This window comes from Sphingobium sp. TomTYG74 (assembly GCF_055393875.1).
Window position 1 is genome coordinate 375,435 of record NZ_AP027341.1, and the last position, 18,232, is coordinate 393,666.

An 18,232-nucleotide genomic window follows, 5' to 3' on the forward strand; every position below is an offset into this window, starting at 1 on the left:
GCCCGCCCGAAAGAACGGCCGGATTAGCGCGTCTCGCCCGCGCCATCCCCCTGAACAATCTCGATGATAAGGTCGCCCGGCTCGAGTCTCTGCGCGCCTTCCTCCCAGAAGCCGATGACCCGCTCACCCCGATAGATTCGCACGCCAAGCCCGGTTCCGATCGCCGCCAAAGGCCCGCCAATCTCCTCCGCCAGCGCCACGCGCTCGTGCAGCTTCACCCGCCCGCCCGAAGCGGCCAGGTCCGCCATATAGTCCGCGATATGCCGCCCGCTCGTGCTTCCGGCCAGCAGCAGCCCGGCAAAGCTCACCGGATTGATCACCGTCGTCGCGCCAGCCTGCCGCGCGGGCAGTTCATTATCCTCGTTCCGCACGACGATGCTGATGGGAAGGCGAGGGGCCAGATGCCGCGCCGTCAGCGTTATCAGGATCGACGTATCGTCCCGCCCGGCCGACACGATCATGGACCGCGCCCGGTCGATCGCCACATCCTTCAGCGTCTTGTCTCGCGTCGAATCGCCGCACATCACATTGCAGCCCAGATCCTCCGCCTCCACCAGCGGCTTTTCCTGTGGATCGACCACTACGATTTCGCGCGGATCGATACCGCGCGCCAGCAGTTCCCGCACAGCCTCGCCGCCGCTGGTGCCAAAGCCGGTGACGATGATATGATTATGCAGATCGGCCTGAATGCGTGCCATGCGCCACCTGTAGAAGATGTTGCGGAAAAACAGATTATAGGCCGTCCCCAGAAAGATCAGCCATACGAACAGCCGGATCGGCGTCACGAGCAACGCCTCGAACAGGCGCGCTTCCGGGCTCACCGGCACGATGTCGCCATAGCCGACCGTGGTCACAGTGACGGTCGTGAAATACAGCACGTCGACGAAACTGATCTGGTCGTCCAGATTGTCCTTCAGCCCATCGCGCCCGACCCAGTGGATCAGCAGAACCAGCGCGATCAGCCCGAAAACCAGTCCGACCCGCCAGACCAGATCGGCCCAAATCGGCATGGACGATCGCCGCCGCAGGAATCCGGTCTGCGCCAGGGGAGGGCGGGCAGGATTGATCCTCATCGGGTGCGCAGGTCCCTCCAAACTCCCGTCATCCCAGCGGAAGCTGGGATCTCAGGCCAGATCACGCCACACCCGCCCGAGACCCCAGCATCCGCTGGGGTGACGAAATGCGGGAGGGCCTTTGGTATCACCGAGGCTCCAACCGCGTCACACCACCCATATAATTCGCCAACGCCTCAGGCACGATCACGCTGCCATCTTCCTGCTGGTAATTTTCCAGCACCGCCACCAGCGTCCGCCCCACGGCCAGCCCCGATCCGTTCAGCGTATGCAGGAACCGCGTTTGCTTCTCGCCCTCCGGCTTGAACCGCGCATTCATCCGCCGCGCCTGAAAATCGCCACAGTTGGAAATGGAGCTGATCTCGCGATAGGTTTGCTGGCTCGGCAGCCAGACTTCCAGATCATAGGTCTTCGCCGCCGAAAAGCCCATGTCGCCCGTGCACAGCAACACCTTGCGATAGGGCAGGCCCAGCGCCTGCAACACGCCCTCTGCCGCCGCGCACATGCGCTCATGCTCGGCTTCGGAGTCTTCGGGCTTGCAGATGGCGACCAATTCCACCTTCTCGAACTGATGCTGGCGGATGAAACCGCGCGTGTCGCGCCCCGCCGATCCCGCTTCGGACCGGAAACAGGGGGTCAGCGCCGTCAACCGCATCGGCAGGTTCGCCACATCGACAATCTGCTCGCGCACCAAATTGGTGAGGGAGACTTCAGCGGTGGGGATCAGCCAGCGCCCGTCCGTCGTCCGGAACAGGTCTTCGGCGAACTTCGGCAATTGCCCGGTCCCGAATAGCGCCTCATCCCGTACCAGCAGCGGCGGGTTCACTTCCTCATAACCATTCTCGCCCGACTGGCGATCCAGCATGAACTGCGCCAGCGCCCGATGCAGCCGCGCCATCTGCCCACGCAGCGCGGTAAAGCGCGCGCCCGACAAAGCCGCGCCGCCCTCAAAATCCAGCCCCAGCGCCGGGCCGAAATCGGCGTGATCCTGTGGTTTGAACTCAAACGCGCGGGGCTGGCCCCAACGGCTGACCTCGACATTGTCCGCCTCATCCGCGCCCTCGGGCACATCGGCGGCGGGCAGGTTGGGAATGGCCGACAGCAGGGCGTGCAGCTTCTCGCTCACCTCCCGGTCTTCCTCCTCCCGCGCGGGCATGCTTTCCTTGAGCGCCGCGACTTCGGCCTTCAGCGTCTCGGCTTTATCCATGTCCTTGGCGGCCATGGCCGCGCCAATCGCCTTGCTCGCTTCATTGCGGCGGGCCTGACCCTGCTGCAATTCCGTCTTGATCGCCCGGCTTCGCTCATCCAGCGCCAATATGTCCGCGCTCGAAAGCGCAAAGCCCCTGCGGGCGAGGCCAGCGTCAAAAGCTGCGGGATTTTCGCGGATGAAACGGATATCATGCATGCGTCCGCCCTATGCCGTTCCGCGACCAGCCGCGCAACCCTGTGCGCCCCTGTCCGTTAGGGATTGCAAGCCATCAGGAAAGGAGCCGGGAATGTGGATCGATCATGACGCGATGGTGCTGGTTGCCGACGGTCGCAAGATGCTGTTCTTCCGGAACAAGGGCGATCGCATGGCGCCCAATCTGGAAGCCGAGACGGTCAAGGTTCAGGAAAATCCTTACGACCGCGATCAGGCGTCCGACGCACCCGGCCGCGCCTTCAATTCGGTGGGCAGCCATCGCAGCGCGATGCAACAGACCGATTTCCATGAGCAGGAAGAGGCACGCTTTGCCGTGGAGGCCGCCGATCTGCTCAAGCGTCGCGCACTCGCCAACGATTTTGACAAGCTGATCATCGTCGCCCCGCCGACTGCGCTCGGCGAAATGCGCAAACGCTATCACAAGGAGGTGCAAAGCCGCCTGGTGGGCGAGATCGCCAAGGACCTTGCCAACCATCCCGTGCCGGAGATTGAGAAGATCATCGCGCAAGCCTGAACGCGCTGACCGCAAAAAAAGGGGCGGCTCCCCCACGGGCCGCCCCTCCTCACGCCCCCGCGTGAAAGGCTGCATCGGCCCCCGATCGGGGCTCAAGCTGTCAAGTCGCCTTGGCCTTCCGCTCCGCAAAGCGCCGCCGCGCCATCAGCGCCACCGCTCCCGCGCCGAACAGCAGAACCATTGGCGGCGCGGGCACATCATGGCCCCCGCTGCTGCTGGACCCGCCCGAGCTGCTCGACGACGTGGACGAGGATGTGCTCGACGACGTCGAAGTGGACGAGGACGTGCTTGACGATGTGGAAGAAGAGGTTGAGCTGGACGTCGACGATGACGAGCTGCTCGTCACGTTGCCGCTCGACGTTGATACATTCCCGCTCGACGTCGATACGTTGCCGCTGGATGTCGAAACATTCCCACTGGACGTAGAGACATTCCCGCTCGACGTGGACACGCCGCCCGTGGAGGTCGATACCCCTCCGGTCGAGGTTGAAACGCCGCCCGTCGTGGAACTGGTCGAGCTGCTGATGCCCCCCGTCGAGCTGCTGGTCGAAGAGATGACGACCGAACCGCCGCTGCTGCCACCGCCGCTGCCGCCGAAGAAGCCGCCGATGAACCCGCCGCCGCCAAAGCCGCCGCCGCCTGCCATCACGACCGGGACGCCGCCGCCGCCCGACATGATCGGCATTTCAGCGGCAGCCACTGGCGCGGGCAGGGGGATGGGCGCGGCATGCGTCGTTACCGACACCGTCTGCGGCGCGCAGGATACCGTCTTCACGACCTTGCGCTTCACCGTGCGGACGGCATAGCGCTTGGGCGCGGCCTTCACGCTCTTGCTGCTGTAGACTCCTGCCGGTCGGGCGGTCTCGGCGACATGGACGGCACCCCCGCCGATGATCGCGCCACCGCATGTGCAGGCGCATAATTTGGCCAGTGCCATCCGTACCGACATAGCTATCCACTCTTGTTCGTCTTCAAGCTTCTGGCCGCGTCAGTTGCCTTCTGAGACCCGGAAGCTGTTTCCTGCCCTGTAACAAGACAAGATAACCGCTAAACTTCAACGCCATTAACCTTGAATATAGGCTATAAGTTGGTGGTAGATATAGAACAGCGCCAATCTTCATGGTTAACGTCTCGTTTTGATACAAAGGGAGTTAATGGCCGGGCTTGAGTTCTTCTTTGTGACCGATGCCGTCGATAGCGCGCGTAAATCGCCCCCATGTGGCGTTGCCACCGTTCCAAAATTCCGGCGTTCGGCTCGCTCTCTTGAATGCGCGCTTGTGTCGTCCCGTCCCGCTCGTTATTAGGCGCCGTCAATCATAAGTCACGGGCTACCGGCCCTTTTGAACCGGAGCCCTCGAGTCGGAGAGCCAGATGGCATCGGTCCTGAATTCCGATAAAGACGGCCATAATCCGCCGAAATCGGCTGTTACGCTTCCCCCCGATTATCGTCCTTCGCCCGACGAAGAGTTCATGAATCCCCTCCAGCTTGAATATTTCCGCCAGCGGCTCTGGGACTGGAAAAAGCAGATCCTGGCTGAGGCGGAAGGCACGCTGGCCGTGCTGCAAAATGAACCCTTGCGCGAACCCGATCTCAACGACCGCGCGTCGAGCGAGACGGACTGGTCGATCGAACTGCGCACCCGCGACCGCCAGCGTAAGCTCATTTCGAAGATCGACGCGGCGCTCCGCCGCATTGATGAGGGCGAATATGGCTATTGCGAAGTGACCGGCGAACCCATTTCGCTCGGCCGCCTCGAAGCCCGCCCAATCGCGACCATGACTGTCGAGGCGCAGGAGCGTCATGAGCGGCAGGAAAAGGTATCGCGCGACGATTAACACTTTATCCACTGGTCATTGGCAATGTGCCCCAAAATAAACGGGTCATTGCAAGGGATTGGGCATGGATAGCGATCAGGGAATGGCGGAACGGGGACCTGCACGGTCAGGCCCGCGGGACAGCCTGTTCCTGCTCACCAACCTCACGACGAACGAGGGCACGCCGCTCGGCCGCGCCCGCGTGCGTAATCTGTCGGCAACCGGCCTTATGGCGGATTGCGAACGGCCGGTCCCTTCGGGAGCCGACATCCTGCTCGAACTGCGCGGAGTCGGGCGGGTCAGCGGCCGGGTCGTGTGGGCCAAAGATGGCAAGATCGGTATTGCATTCGATCATGAGATCGACCCTGGGCTCGCCCGCAAACCCATAGCCTCCGGCGCCACCCACCGCGCCCCCTCCTATCTGCGCCTCCACCAGATAGGTCGCTGACCAAAACGCGTTTTTCTCGCCATTTCCTTCACGAAAAAACGCGCCGCCTCCCAGCGCCGCGTCAATCCCGATTGTCCGGGAAGTAAGGGCGGAGCCGCTTTTGCCGCAGCCCCGTGCCCTCAATCTCAATGCCGGATCAATTTCGCGACATTTCCTCTTTCACCCGCAACTTTTGCTTCTTGAGCGAGGCAACCAGGATCGCGTCGGGCATCGGCCGACTCGTCTCTGCCTTGATCCGTGCCTCAAGCCCGGCATGTTTGGCTGAAAGAGCTGAAACGTGGCTGTTTTCCATGACATTCTCCTGATGAGGGTGATGGACGAACGAGTAGATCATGATTTGCCCCGCCTGTCTTTCGGGAATCGGTGCTTTGCGATGGGGCGCGTGCAAATTTGCGATGGTCCGATAGTGTCTGGGGAGTTATCAGGAGGCTGTCCGCAACATGGCCGAGAAAGTGGGTAGTGGGTGAGCCGGGAAGACATCATGCGACGGCTGGAACTGCTGCGAGTCGAACATCGCGATCTTGATGGCGCCATCGAGGCGCTCGTCGACGCAGGAGGGCGCGACCAGATGCAGATCGCCCGCCTCAAGAAACGCAAGCTCCGACTCCGCGACGAGATCGCGCTTTTGGAGGATGCGCTGGTGCCGGACATCATCGCCTGACCGTCCGTGCGTGGCGATTGTTGGTTAACAACGGCCCTGAATGATACAATCTGCCCCCAGATCCCTGCATCGGGACTGACAAGCAGCCGCTTTTATGTCAGTGATTCGGCCTATGTCTCCTGCCGTCACTCTGGACCGTGGCTTGCATCGGCGTCTTGTCGATGGCCTCTATCTTGAAGCCATGGTTATGGCCGATGAGGCGCGCGCCTATTTCGACCGCCGTGATATGACGGAAGCTGAGATCGAAGATCCCCTCCGCCGCGTCTCGTTCGCCTGCGAATCCCTCAAGGTGACGACCCGGCTCATGCACATCATCGCCTGGCTGTTGAGCCAACGGGCGTGGCAGCGGGGCGAGTTATCAGACGCCGACCTGATCGACGAGAAATACCGGCTGGGCCGCGCGACGGAAACTGACCCGGATATTGCGGCAGCTTTTCCCTTCGCGGCCCGCGCCTTGATCGAGGCCAGTCAGGAACTGTACGGGCGCGTCGCGCGCCTGCAAGACAGGATGGATCATATGGCTCGTCCGCACGGCCGTGTGGACAACAGCCCCGCTCGCGCCTTGATGGATCGCCTGAACACCGCCTTTTGAGGTCGGGTTGTGAAAAGCGTTTCGTCGCTTCTTCCTGCGGAGGCTCATCGTACGGGCTGGCGCTTCCTTTCCCAAATGGGCTAGACCGTTGATATGAACACGGGCTTGCGGACTTTTCGCCGCGTATCAGCCATGTCGCAAGCCTCCCGGCTTTTGATCCTGCCTCTGCTTTTGGCGGCTCCCGCCGTGCATGCGCAAATCGTGGAACCGCCGGCGGATGTGGCGGACCAGGAGTTGCCCCTGGACCCCATGCCTGACCTGGGCGTGGAATGGCCTGACCTGGGGCAGCCCGATGCGGTTGCGTCACTGCCTCCCGATCCGGCCGATACGCCCGACCTTGCTGACGATGCCACAAGCCCCGCGCTTCAGCAGCCCGATGTCGATTTGCCTGATGAAGCAGCGGCCTTCGCGGATTCGGGTGAGGAAAAGCGTTATTCCGTTCAGCTCAATGGTTTGGACGGGATAGCGGACACACAGTTCGACAGTCGCTTCAAGCAATTGTCGGTGTTGCGTGAAGGAGAAGGGAAGCCCGCAAATCTCGCGCAGATAAACCGACGGATCAAGGAAGATAGCGAGCTGCTCGACCGGCTGCTGCGCGCGAAGGGCTATTATGCGGCCCGCGTTCGTAGCGCTATTTCCGTTTCACCTGAGAAGGAAGGCAGGCTGGCCGTGCGGTTCGAGATAGTGCCGGGGACGCGCTATCTGCTTTCCTCGGTCGATCTCCAGGGCTTGGCCGAAGCGGGCGAGCAGCAAACAAGGCTGCGTGAAGCTTTCCCTCTCCATGCGGGCGATCCCATCGATGCCGATGCGATTCTGGCGGGGCAGGCTTCTCTTTCGCTCGCCATGAGTGAAAATGGCTTCCCGTTCGCAAGGGTTGGCGAGCCGGAGGTGCGGATCGACCATGAAGAACGCAAGGGCGATCTGGATATCATCGTGACGCCGGGTGCCTACCGCACCTTTGGATCGGTCATCCTTAAGGACAACAAGCTGTTCAACGCGCGCCATGTGGAGAGCATCGCCCGCTTTGAACGTGACGATCCTTACAAGGCGTCGGATGTCGAGGATTTGCGCAGCGCGATCGTTGCCACCGGTCTGGTATCGTCGGTCACGCTGACGCCCAAGGACGCTGGCGATGGGAAGCATGTCGATCTGGCCGTGGATGTCCGGCCCGCGCCGCTGCGGACCATTGCTGGCGAGCTGGGCTATGGCACTGGCGAAGGTTATCGCGCCGCCGTAAGCTGGCAGCACCGCAACCTGTTTCCGCCAGAAGGCGCCGTCACATTGCGCGGGGTGCTTGGGACGCAGGAACAAACCGCGTCCTTCACCTACCGGCGCAACAACTTCCGGGAGCGTGACCATGTGCTGACCGGGCTGGTGTCGATCAGCAATATCAAGCGCGATGCCTATGACGCGCGCACGATTACCCTGTCGGGGGCGCTGGAACGGCAAACCAATATCTTGTTTCAGAAGAAATGGGTCTGGCGAGTTGGGGCCGAACTGATCGCGTCGGATGAAAAAGATGCTTTCAGCGGCGGCAACAGGCGCACCTTTCTGATCGGCGCAGTGCCGCTCACTCTCACCTATGATGGCAGCGACGATCTTTTGAACCCCAGCCGGGGCTTTCGGCTAGGCGGCCGGTTCAGTCCCGAATTGTCCTTCCAGAATGGGACCTTCGGCTATTCCCGCGTGCAGTTGGACGGCAGCGTTTATCAGCCGGTGAATGAACGGATAGTGCTGGCGGCGCGCGCCCGCTTCGGCACGATCCTGGGGTCCACGGTCGATCAGATTGCGCCATCGCGGCGCTTCTATGCCGGTGGCGGCGCTTCGGTCAGGGGCTATGGCTATCAGGACATCGGTCCGCGCGACGCGAACAATGATCCGATCGGCGGCAAAAGCCTTGCTGAATTCTCATTGGAAACGCGCGTTCGTTTCGGGAACTTCGGTGTCGTGCCATTTGTGGATGCGGGCAATATCTCCACCAGCTTCCTGCCACGTTTTAAAGACATGCGCATCGGCGCGGGCATGGGGCTGCGCTATTATAGCAGCTTCGGCCCGATCCGGATCGACGTCGGCACGCCATTGAACCCGCAGAAGGGTGATCCGCGGGTTGCCGTATATGTCTCCCTCGGACAGGCCTTCTGATGGCCGAGGATGAGGTACAGCGGCCGCAGCGGCGTCATCGGGCCTGGGATGGGCGATGGCAGCGGTGGATAGTGGGCATGCTTGCCCTTCTCCTGGTTGCAGCGGCGGCGGCGCTGGTGTGGCTCGATACGTCGGCCGGGCACCGCTTCCTGGTTGCGCGTGTTGCAAAGATCAGCCCGCCGTCGGGCCTCCGTATCCATGTCGATCGGATCGAAGGCAGCATTTACCGCCGCGCCATCCTTTATGGCGTGAAGCTGTCCGATCCCAAGGGCGCCTTTCTAACGGCTCCGCGCATAGAACTGGATTGGTGGCCGCTGGCGTGGCTTTCAAACCGTCTGGACATCGACCGGCTGAACATTCCCGTGGCGACGCTGCACAAGCTGCCACGCCTTAACCCCGGCAAGCAGAAGGGGCCGATCCTTCCCGGCTTTGACATCCGGTTGATGCAGTTTTCGGTAGGCCGACTGGTCATAGCGGAAAATATCAGCGGGCGCATTGAACAGGCCACTATTTCCGGTGACGCTGACATACGTGACCGAAGAGCAGTCATCGACCTTTCCGCGCGGGTTTTGGGGCAGGAGGATGCGATCAACCTCGCGCTCGACAGTCGCCCGGATGATGATCGGTTCGACCTGGATGTAACCGTCAATGCGCCATCTGGCGGCGTTCTGGCGACCATGGTGGGGTTGCGGCAGGACGGCAACCTGCGGATTCGGGGGGAGGGCAGCTGGACACGCTGGGATGGCAGGCTGGCTGGTACGCTCGACGGTGATCCTGCGGTCGACATGGTGCTTGCAGCCCGCAGCGGCATCTATTCCGCGACCGGATCGATCGAAGCATCGGCCATAGCAGGAAAAGGGCTGGTACAGCGTCTAGCTTCGCCGCGCCTTTCGCTGGAAGCGCACGGAGAGCTGAAGGATCGTGTGCTGGACGGCAAACTGTCCCTGCGTTCAGAAGCCATCGCGCTGAGTGCTGATGGCGCCCTCGATCTGCGTAACTCCGCATTTGATAATATGCTGATCGATGTGAAGCTTGCGCGGCCCCAAGCCTTACTCAAGTCGATGCGGGGACGCGACGTCACCGCTCGGGTGCGGCTGGATGGTGCCTTCTCCAGCGTCGGCTACGAATATTTGTTGAGAGCCAGACAGCTTGCGTTTGACCGTACGGTGATCAGCGACGTGCGCGCAGAGGGTAAGGGCCGCAAGGTCGGCAATGGGCCGTTGCTGATCCCCTTGCACCTGCGTGCGCGGCGGCTGGATGGGCAGGGCGAACTTGTCGAGGGCATCATCCGCAATTTCGTGCTGGATGGCGTGTTACAGGTCAAAGGACAGCAGCTCCTTACCAATCCCATGCCGGTTCGGTCGGACAAGCTGAGCGGCAAGCTGGTCATGCTCGCCGATCTCAGGACCGGTCGTTATGATTTCGGTCTGGATGGACAGATACGCGGCTTGGCCATTCGTGGTCTCGGCATCGTGGATCTGACGTCCAAGCTGCGCGCGGTGCCGGGAAGAAACGGCGCGTTCAGCCTCAGCGGGACGGCAATGGCGCGCGTGCGCCGGTTGGACAACAGTTTCCTACAAGGCCTGGGCGGCGGCCTCCCGGTGGTGAAGAGCAATCTTTCGCTTGGCGCCGACAAACGCCTGATGTTCACGGGGCTGCGCCTTGAAGCGCCGCTGCTCAGTCTTTCGGCTGATGGATATCGTCGGCCCGACCGGAGCTTCCATTTTGAAGGCAGCGGCACGCATCAGCGATATGGGCCGGTACGCCTGACGCTTGACGGCAGGATTGAGCAGCCGACGATTGACCTGCTGCTTCAACGGCCACTCGACGCATTGGGCGTCGCCGACATGCGCGTGCATCTGGTCCCGGACGACGCCGGGTATCAATTCACAGCTCTAGGCGGATCGACGCTGGGCGCCTTCAATGGTGAGGGCCAAATTCTGTTGCCACGCGGCGCTCAGGCCGTTGTGAGGGTGGCGAAGCTCGCCCTGTCCGGGATAACCGCCAGCGGTGATCTGCGTCCTATGACGGGCGGCCTTGAAGGGCAGCTGAATGTCGCTGGTCCCGTCAATGGAAGCATCGCATTTGTCCCCGTGAACGACATTCAGCAACTGGTCCTGAAGCTCGACGCTACGGACGCCAGCTTTGATGGTCCCACGGAAATCGCGGTGCGTCGCGGCAAGCTGGAAGCGACGGTTCTGCTCGATCCCGCCGGGACATCGATCAATGCCGTGACGCAGGCCCGAGGCTTGCGAGTAGGGGGCATCCTGATCGGCAGGATGGCCGCTAATGCTGATCTGACCGGCGGGCGCGGAACGGTGAAGGCCAGTCTTTCGGGCCAGCGCGGCCGTCTTTTTGACTTGCAAGGTGAAGCACAGGTCGAACCCGATCGCATCCGCGTCGCCGCACGAGGCACGGTGGATAAGCGAGCGATCCGGCTGACCCGGCCTGCGCTTTTGACCCGCAGTGCTGACGGTTGGCGATTGTCACCGGCGACCATCAGCTATGCTGGCGGCTCCCTGCAATTGGGTGGAGAGCTAAGCGGCCAGACGACGCGCATCGAAGGGCGCGTGCAGAAGCTGCCGCTTTCCTTTCTGGATATCGCTTACGATAATCTGGGCCTGGGCGGCACCGCCACAGGATCGCTCAGCTATGTGCATAGCCGGGGCGGCATGCCCACCGGAAAGGCGGAACTACGCGTGCGCGGCCTGTCGCGTTCGGGATTGTCGCTCAGTTCCCGGCCCGTCGATGCCGGGGTGAACGCGGTTCTGACCAATGACCGGCTTGCGGCGCGCATGCTGTTCGCCGCCGAGGGCCAGACTATTGGGCGGGCGCAGGTCTTGCTGACGCCGCTTGGCACGCAAGGGAGCCTGATCGATCGGCTGAACCGGGCGCCTCTATTTGGTCAGCTGCGATTCCGAGGGACTGCGGATACGCTTTGGCGCCTGACCGGGGTGGAGATAATCGACATCTCCGGCCCCGTGAGTGTTTCCGCCGACGCGCGCGGTACGCTTGGTAATCCCGTGATTTCCGGCGCGCTCGCGACTGACACGGCATCAATCAACAGCGCCGTGACCGGTATGCGGCTGCATAATGTGAAGGCGCGTGGACGGTTTTCCGGCGCGCAATTGGTCATGTCGAGTTTTTCCGCCAATGCCAAGAATGGCGGAACTGTCAGCGGGACGGGCAGCTTCACCTTCGCCGGAATTGCCGGGGTCGGCATGGATTTGCGGTTGCAGGCGGACGATGCCGCGCTGCTGGACCGCGACGACATAGCCGCTACGGTCACCGGCCCGATCACCTTGCGTTCGGACGGCGTCAACGGAACCATTGGTGGCGACCTGCTGCTCAATCGCAGCCGTTTCACCTTGGGCCGTGCAGCCGCAATCGCCCAGATTCCGGAGCTTCGCGTCACAGAGGTCAACCGTAACGGCGAAGAGATCGAACGGCCCCGCACAAATCGGCCGTGGGCTCTCGCTATCAAGACGCGGGCGCGCAATCGCCTGACGGTCACAGGTTTGGGCCTTGATAGTGAGTGGCGTGCCAATCTGGATATCGCTGGCACCGTGACCAGTCCTGCAATCTCCGGCACGGCAGAGCTCGTTCGTGGAGGTTACACCTTCGCCGGGCGCCGTTTCGAACTGCGTGAGGGCAAGATTCAGTTTGATGGCCGCACGCCAACGAATCCCACGCTCGACATCGATGCGGAAGCCAACGTCAACGACCTGACGGCGATGATCCATGTGGGTGGCACAGGTCTCAGGCCCGATATCAGCTTCACCAGCGTGCCCGCCCTGCCGCAGGACGAGCTGCTTTCCCGCATATTGTTCGGTACATCGATAACCAATCTTTCCGCGCCGGAGGCGTTGCAGCTCGCTTCGGCCGTCGGATCGCTCCAGGGTGGCGGAGGGCTTGATCCGATCAACGCAGTGCGCAAAGCTGCCGGACTTGACCGGCTGCGCATCATCGCAGCCGATCCTACGCAGGGGCAGGGGACCTCAGTTGCGGCCGGAAAATATCTGACGCGCAAGACCTATGTTGAACTCATTACCGATGGCCAAGGCTATTCCGCGACGCGGATGGAATATCAGGTCACCCGTTGGCTTTCTCTGCTGGCGTCGATTTCCACTCTTGGCCGGGAAAGCGCGGACGTCCGCGTATCGAAAGATTACTGACCTGGATCGCCCTTCTCCGTTGCCAAAATACCACAATTTCAGCTGTTTATCTGAGGTTCATGAAACCATTGCCTGCTGTGGGGCTTCAACCACTTCCTCCTCAAGGAGGTGAGTGACAATGGAGTATCCTATGCGGAAAATAATGGTCGCAACCCTGCTGGCTGGATCGGCCGTAGCCTCTCCTGCCCTGGCACAGGATGCCGGTGCCACTTTCACCGGGCCAAGGGTCGAAGCCATTTTGGGCTATGATCATACCGGCGCAGGCAGCAGCGTGGACAATGACAATGGTGAAGATGACCAGTCGATCGACGGTCTGCTTTATGGCGTAGGCGCGGGCTACGATTTCAATCTGGGTGGCGCTGTCGTGGGTGTTGAGGGCGAATTCACGGATTCGACTTCCAAGAGCAACAGGAATCCCTTTACCAGCCAGTTTGGTTTCGGCCGGGTGAGCCAGGGCCGTGACCTGTATATCGGCGCACGTGCGGGTATCCTCGCAAGCCCGAACACTCTCGTCTATGTGAAGGGTGGCTACACCAATACCAAGCTGAACGTGCTTGCAGGCGATACCGACGAAACCACCGACACCGCCTTCAAGCTCGATGGCTGGCGCATAGGTGGCGGCGTTGAACGCGCCTTCAACGAAAATATGTTCGGAAAGCTGGAATATCGCTACTCAAAATATGACAGCGCGCACATTGACTTCATGGATGGCGCGACGAGCAGCGAATTCGACATCGATACGGATCGTCATCAGGTCGTGGCCAGCGTGGGCTGGCGCTTCTGACGGGGCAGGAGGATCAGCCGCAGCTGATCCTCCTATCACGTCTTCCCGCTATTATAATGTCGCTTCGATTTCCCGTGCGGCCATGTCCGGGTTTTCCGCCAGGCTGATTGGCCGTCCCACGACAAGGATGGACGCACCCCTGTCCAATGCTTCTCTTGGTGTGACGGCGCGCTTCTGATCACCCATGGCGCCCCCTTGCGGCCGAACGCCCGGCACAACGAAAAATCCGTCGGGCCAGGCACGTTTGGCTAGCGCGACTTCTTCCCCGGAACAGACGATGCCGTCCAGTCCGGCACTGCGCGCCAGGTCGGCAAGCCGTGTCACCTGATCTTCCGCCTTGCCGCCAACCCCTATATCCACAAGGTCGCTATTATCCAGGCTGGTGAGGACGGTTACCGCGACGACCTTGGTATTGACGCCCGCGGCTGCTTTTGCATCCTCCAACATGGCGCGCCCGCCCGCCGCATGCACGGTGAGGATCGCTGGTTCCAGGCCATGGAGCGCCTGAACGGCCTTTGCGACCGTATTGGGGATGTCGTGCAGCTTCAGGTCGAGAAAGATCGGTAGATCGAATTTCATCATTTCCCGCACGCCGTGGTGGCCATGTGCACAGAAGAATTCGAGCCCCAATTTCAACCCGCCTACATGTCCGCGCACACGCCGGGCCAGATCCTGGGCTTTGGTGAGGTCGGGCGTATCAATGGCGACGTAAATGGGGCTGCTCATGCTGTTCCTGTAGCGGGTAGGGAAGGAGAAGAAATGGAAAGGTCGTCTGCGATGCTGGCAGGCGGTACGGTGGGAGCAGCCGTGGCGGTTGCGGCGATCAGCGCCCGCTCCGTGCTTTCCAATTTCCTCTTCATCCGCCAACGCGTGGTGCGGGCCATGATCCAGAAGGGAACGGCGCCCACCAGAAAGGCGATGAGTATGGGGAACCAGATACGCGTCTCCCACACGATGTCGCCCCATATCTTGATTTCGGTAGGCCGGTTGTTCGCCTTGCAGAACAAGGCAATCGCGACGGCCAAGACAACCCAGAAGGCAGTCCGCAGGAATTGCATTCGGCATGTCCTCTAGCTGATAATCGAACCAGCTTATGCCATTTCGGCGTAGTTCGGAAGCACCTCGTCGGATTTGCTGGTGTCGGGGGGCCAGAAAGTCGCCCGATTGCATGCCGGAACCCTTGTGCCCGCCTGCGCATTTTCCTTGCGGCAAGGAGGTTCAGGACATGGCGGCGCGCGCATATTGGCAGGGGCAAATCAGGCTGGCCCTCGTGTCCATTCCCGTCGAAATCTATGCGGCTACGAAGTCTGGCGCCCAGATAGCCTTCCATCAGATTCACGAGCCCAGCGGCAAGCGTGTGCGCTACGAAAAAACCGTCCCCGGCCTTGGTCCGGTCAAGCCAGAGGACATCGTGAAGGGTTATGAAGTCAGCAAGGGCGACTATGTGCTGCTTCAGCCCGAGGAGATTGATGCGGTCAAGCTGGAGAGCAAGAAAACGCTCGAACTGACGCAATTTGTGGACGCTGATGAGATCGACGTCCTCTATTATGAGCGGCCCTATTATGTCGTGCCGGCGGATGATCTTGCGGAAGAAGCGTTCATTGTCCTGCGCGAGGCATTGCGGCGGGCGAAGAAAGTCGGGCTGGGTCAACTCGCGATGCGCGGCCGGGAATATATCGTTTCGCTGAAGCCTTGTGGTCGCGGCATGGTGCTGGAGACGCTTCGCTATGCCGATGAGGTCAATCGCGCCCAGTCTTACTTCCGCGAAATTGAGGATGTGAAGCCTGATCCGGAGCTGCTCGACCTTGCCGAGGCGCTCATCGAAAAGAAGACTGCGCCTTTCAAACCTGACAGCTTCCACGACCGTTATGTCGATGCGCTTGAACGGCTGATCGAAAAGAAGAAGAAGGCCAAGGGCCGCCGCATCATCGAGGACGAGGATGAGGCTCCGGTCAAGCGCAGCGGCAATGTGATCGATTTGATGGCGGCGCTAAAGAAATCCGTCGATACCGGGGCGAAACGCGCGCCCGCCAAGAAACCGGCCGCGCGGCGCACCACCAGCACCAAGGCTACCACGCGCAAGCGGGCCTGACATATGGCCGAAGCCGATCCCCTCAAGGAATATAATCGCAAGCGCGATTTCACCCGAACGAAGGAACCGGCGGGAAAACGGACCCGCACGAGCGGCAACAGCTTCATCGTGCAGAAGCATGATGCCACGCGTCTGCACTATGATTTCCGGCTGGAAGTGGATGGCGTCCTGAAAAGCTGGGCGGTGACACGCGGCCCCAGCCTTGACCCCGCCGACAAGCGGCTTGCCGTTCGCACGGAAGATCATCCGCTAACCTATGCGAGCTTTGAAGGCACGATCCCGAAGGGAGAGTATGGCGGCGGCACCGTGATGCTGTGGGATGAGGGCACTTGGGAACCCGTGCCCGGGAAAAGCGCAAAAGACCTGGCGAAAGGACATCTTCACTTCGTCCTTCACGGCAAACGGATGAAGGGGGAGTGGCTTCTGATCCGCCTGAAACCCCGGCCCGGCGAAGGAAAGAGGGAGAATTGGCTGCTGCGCAAGATCGACGATGCCTATGCCGGCCCTGCCGAGGATCTGGTCGGACGCGAACTGACCAGTATCAAGAGTGGCCGAACAATGGGCGAGATTGCCGCCAACGCGCCAGCCACCTCGTTAAAGGGTAAGCGCGGAAAGGCTTTCGATGCCGCCATGGACCAAGCGAAGAGGCCGACGCCGATCCCGCCTTCCGCCAAGCGCCGCCGGAACGAAAAAGGGCCGCCATTTCAGGCGCCGCAGCTAGCGACGCTGGTCGATGCCGTTCCCACGGGCAATGGTTGGCTGCATGAAATCAAATATGATGGTTATCGCAGCCTGATCAGCGTTTCTGGCAGTCATGTTCAGCTGTTCACGCGCACCGGTCTCGACTGGACTGACCGCTTCGCGCCGCTGGCGAAGGAAATAGGCGGCATGAACCTGCCACCCATGCTGATAGATGGAGAAATCGTCGCACTCGGGGTCGATGGAAACCCGGACTTTTCGACACTGCAGCAGGTGTTGAAGGGCGAGGGTAAAGGTGCCCTCCACCTCTTCGCCTTCGATCTTCTTTCACTGGAAGGAGAGGATCTGACATGGCAGCCCAACGTCGCGCGTAAGGAAAAGCTCGCGGCTCTGCTGGGTCAGGGTAGCGCGCATGTGCATTTTTCCGACCATATCATCGGCGCTGGTGAAAAGCTGTTCCGAACGATGTGCGAGGCAGGACAGGAAGGGATAATCTGCAAGCGAGCGGACGCTCCTTATCGGGGCGCCCGAACGAAGAACTGGCTCAAGGTCAAATGCACCCGTCGGCAGGAATTTGTGATTGTTGGATGGACTGCCAGTTCCGCAAGCGGGCGCGCGATCCGTAACATCCTTCTAGCGCAGAATGATGATCAGGGGCTCGTCTACGCCGGAAAGGTCGGAACGGGGTTCAATGCGTCGAACAGTGACCACCTGCTTCGCCAACTGAAGGCACGAGCGCGCCAATCTCCGCCCTTGAAAATATCACGCAGCGAAGCCCGCGGCGCCAAATGGGTGCGCGCTGATCTGGTCGCCGAAATCGCCTTCGCGGAGTTCACCAGCGACAATGTCGTGCGTCACGGAAGCTTCCTTGGCCTACGCGAGGACAAGAAGGCGGGCGAAGTAGCTCGGGAGAAGGTGATGGCTGTGCCTGAACAGGAAAGCGACGTTCATGTCTCAAATCGTGACCGGCTGATCTTTCCGGAAGCGAAGGTGACGAAGGGGCAGTTGGCTGACTATTATGAAGCCGCCGGGGCGATCATGCTGCCCTGGATAGCGGACCGTCCGATAAGCCTGGTGCGCTGCCCACAGGGAAGGGCGAAGAAATGCTTTTTCCAAAAGCATGACAGCGGCAGTTTTGGTGACCATGTGAAGCACGTCTCTATTCGTGAGAAGGACGGTGACGAGCAGGACTATCTTTATGTGGATGATATCGATGGGCTGATAGCTTGCGTTCAAATGGGTACGATTGAATTCCATGGGTGGGGTTCCCGGGTGGAGGATGTCGAAAAGCCTGACCGGCTGATCTTTGACCTCGATCCGGACGAAGGCCTAGACTTTGACGATGTGAAGAAGGCCGCCCGCGACATTCGCCGGACGCTCGAAGACATCGGCCTCACCAGCTTTCCCATGTTGTCCGGTGGGAAGGGCGTGCATGTGGTTGTCCCGCTTACGCCCGAATCCGAATGGCCACAGGTCAAGGATTTCGCCGACCGCTTCGCAAGGGCGCTAGCCGCCGCCGAACCCGATCGCTTCACGGCAACGATGAGTAAGGCCAAGAGGAAGGGCCGGATATTCATCGACTGGCTGCGCAATCAGCGGGGGGCTACGGCGGTGCTTCCCTATGTCGTCAGGGCGCGTGAGAATGCTCCGGTGGCGGTGCCCGTCAATTGGAACGAACTGGAGGATATTGATCGGCCGGGGGCCTTCACTATCGCGGACGTGGATGAATTGATCGCCCGCGCGGCATCACGAGAGATGCGGGGATGGGGAGAAGCGCGGCAGACGCTGCCCGATTATTGAACTGATATCTGACA

Annotated in this window: 16 protein-coding genes; 11 read left to right on the forward strand and 5 right to left on the reverse strand. The window is 61.1% G+C overall.

The features are described 5' to 3' along the window. Window positions 1-23: 23 nt before the first annotated feature. Entirely contained in the window at window positions 24-1,073 is a 1,050-nt protein-coding gene (locus tag ACZ5TB_RS02035) for a potassium channel family protein (protein WP_464791826.1), read from the reverse strand. A 127-nt stretch (window positions 1,074-1,200) separates the two neighbouring features. Next, complete coding sequence (gene serS / locus ACZ5TB_RS02040) at window positions 1,201-2,478, reverse strand: serine--tRNA ligase (protein WP_464791827.1); 1,278 nt, start codon at window positions 2,476-2,478, stop codon at window positions 1,201-1,203. A 91-nt stretch (window positions 2,479-2,569) separates the two neighbouring features. On the opposite strand from serS, the gene ACZ5TB_RS02045 reads away from it, so the two are divergent. From ACZ5TB_RS02045 to ACZ5TB_RS02060, 4 genes are all read left to right on the forward strand, one after another. After that, window positions 2,570-3,010: a host attachment family protein gene (locus ACZ5TB_RS02045; protein WP_464791828.1), complete on the forward strand. Its 441-nt coding sequence runs from the start codon at window positions 2,570-2,572 to the stop codon at window positions 3,008-3,010. A 110-nt stretch (window positions 3,011-3,120) separates the two neighbouring features. Then, window positions 3,121-3,816: a hypothetical protein gene (locus ACZ5TB_RS02050; protein ID WP_464791829.1), complete on the forward strand. Its 696-nt coding sequence runs from the start codon at window positions 3,121-3,123 to the stop codon at window positions 3,814-3,816. Window positions 3,817-4,381: 565 nt separating this feature from the next. Beyond that, window positions 4,382-4,846, forward strand: coding sequence for an RNA polymerase-binding protein DksA (gene dksA, locus ACZ5TB_RS02055; protein WP_464779163.1), 465 nt, complete (start codon window positions 4,382-4,384; stop codon window positions 4,844-4,846). Window positions 4,847-4,910: 64 nt separating this feature from the next. After that, entirely contained in the window at window positions 4,911-5,273 is a 363-nt protein-coding gene (locus ACZ5TB_RS02060; RefSeq protein ID WP_464779164.1) for a PilZ domain-containing protein, read from the forward strand. A gap of 136 nt (window positions 5,274-5,409) precedes the next feature. Here ACZ5TB_RS02060 and ACZ5TB_RS02065 read toward each other — a convergent pair whose 3' ends face one another. After that, a complete protein-coding gene (locus ACZ5TB_RS02065; protein WP_196225701.1) occupies window positions 5,410-5,565 on the reverse strand; it encodes a YdcH family protein in 156 nt (51 codons plus the stop codon). Window positions 5,566-5,754: 189 nt separating this feature from the next. On the opposite strand from ACZ5TB_RS02065, the gene ACZ5TB_RS02070 reads away from it, so the two are divergent. From ACZ5TB_RS02070 to ACZ5TB_RS02090, 5 genes are all read left to right on the forward strand, one after another. Beyond that, the gene (locus ACZ5TB_RS02070; RefSeq protein ID WP_464779165.1) at window positions 5,755-5,934 is read left to right on the forward strand and encodes a YdcH family protein; all 180 of its coding nucleotides are present in this window, start codon (window positions 5,755-5,757) and stop codon (window positions 5,932-5,934) included. A gap of 112 nt (window positions 5,935-6,046) precedes the next feature. Beyond that, window positions 6,047-6,526 (forward strand): DUF1465 family protein, encoded by a 480-nt coding sequence (locus tag ACZ5TB_RS02075; protein ID WP_464791830.1) that lies wholly within the window; start codon window positions 6,047-6,049, stop codon window positions 6,524-6,526. A 93-nt stretch (window positions 6,527-6,619) separates the two neighbouring features. Further along, window positions 6,620-8,668: an autotransporter assembly complex protein TamA gene (locus ACZ5TB_RS02080; RefSeq protein WP_464791831.1), complete on the forward strand. Its 2,049-nt coding sequence runs from the start codon at window positions 6,620-6,622 to the stop codon at window positions 8,666-8,668. Between the two features lie 77 nt (window positions 8,669-8,745). After that, entirely contained in the window at window positions 8,746-12,843 is a 4,098-nt protein-coding gene (locus tag ACZ5TB_RS02085; protein WP_464791832.1) for a translocation/assembly module TamB domain-containing protein, read from the forward strand. 130 nt (window positions 12,844-12,973) lie between these two features. Beyond that, window positions 12,974-13,627 (forward strand): outer membrane protein, encoded by a 654-nt coding sequence (locus tag ACZ5TB_RS02090; RefSeq protein WP_464791833.1) that lies wholly within the window; start codon window positions 12,974-12,976, stop codon window positions 13,625-13,627. Window positions 13,628-13,678: 51 nt separating this feature from the next. Here the strand turns inward: ACZ5TB_RS02090 and pyrF are convergent, their stop codons facing one another. Both pyrF and ACZ5TB_RS02100 read right to left on the reverse strand, forming a co-directional pair. Next, complete coding sequence (pyrF, locus tag ACZ5TB_RS02095) at window positions 13,679-14,353, reverse strand: orotidine-5'-phosphate decarboxylase (RefSeq protein WP_464779169.1); 675 nt, start codon at window positions 14,351-14,353, stop codon at window positions 13,679-13,681. Then, complete coding sequence (locus tag ACZ5TB_RS02100) at window positions 14,350-14,685, reverse strand: hypothetical protein (RefSeq protein WP_464791834.1); 336 nt, start codon at window positions 14,683-14,685, stop codon at window positions 14,350-14,352. The genes pyrF and ACZ5TB_RS02100 overlap by 4 nt, the downstream gene beginning before the upstream one ends. Before the next feature lie 167 nt (window positions 14,686-14,852). Between ACZ5TB_RS02100 and ku the strand changes: the two genes are divergently transcribed. Beyond that, window positions 14,853-15,719, forward strand: coding sequence for a non-homologous end joining protein Ku (gene ku / locus ACZ5TB_RS02105; protein WP_464791835.1), 867 nt, complete (start codon window positions 14,853-14,855; stop codon window positions 15,717-15,719). Between the two features lie 3 nt (window positions 15,720-15,722). Further along, window positions 15,723-18,218: a DNA ligase D gene (gene ligD / locus ACZ5TB_RS02110; RefSeq protein ID WP_464791836.1), complete on the forward strand. Its 2,496-nt coding sequence runs from the start codon at window positions 15,723-15,725 to the stop codon at window positions 18,216-18,218. Window positions 18,219-18,232: the final 14 nt, after the last annotated feature.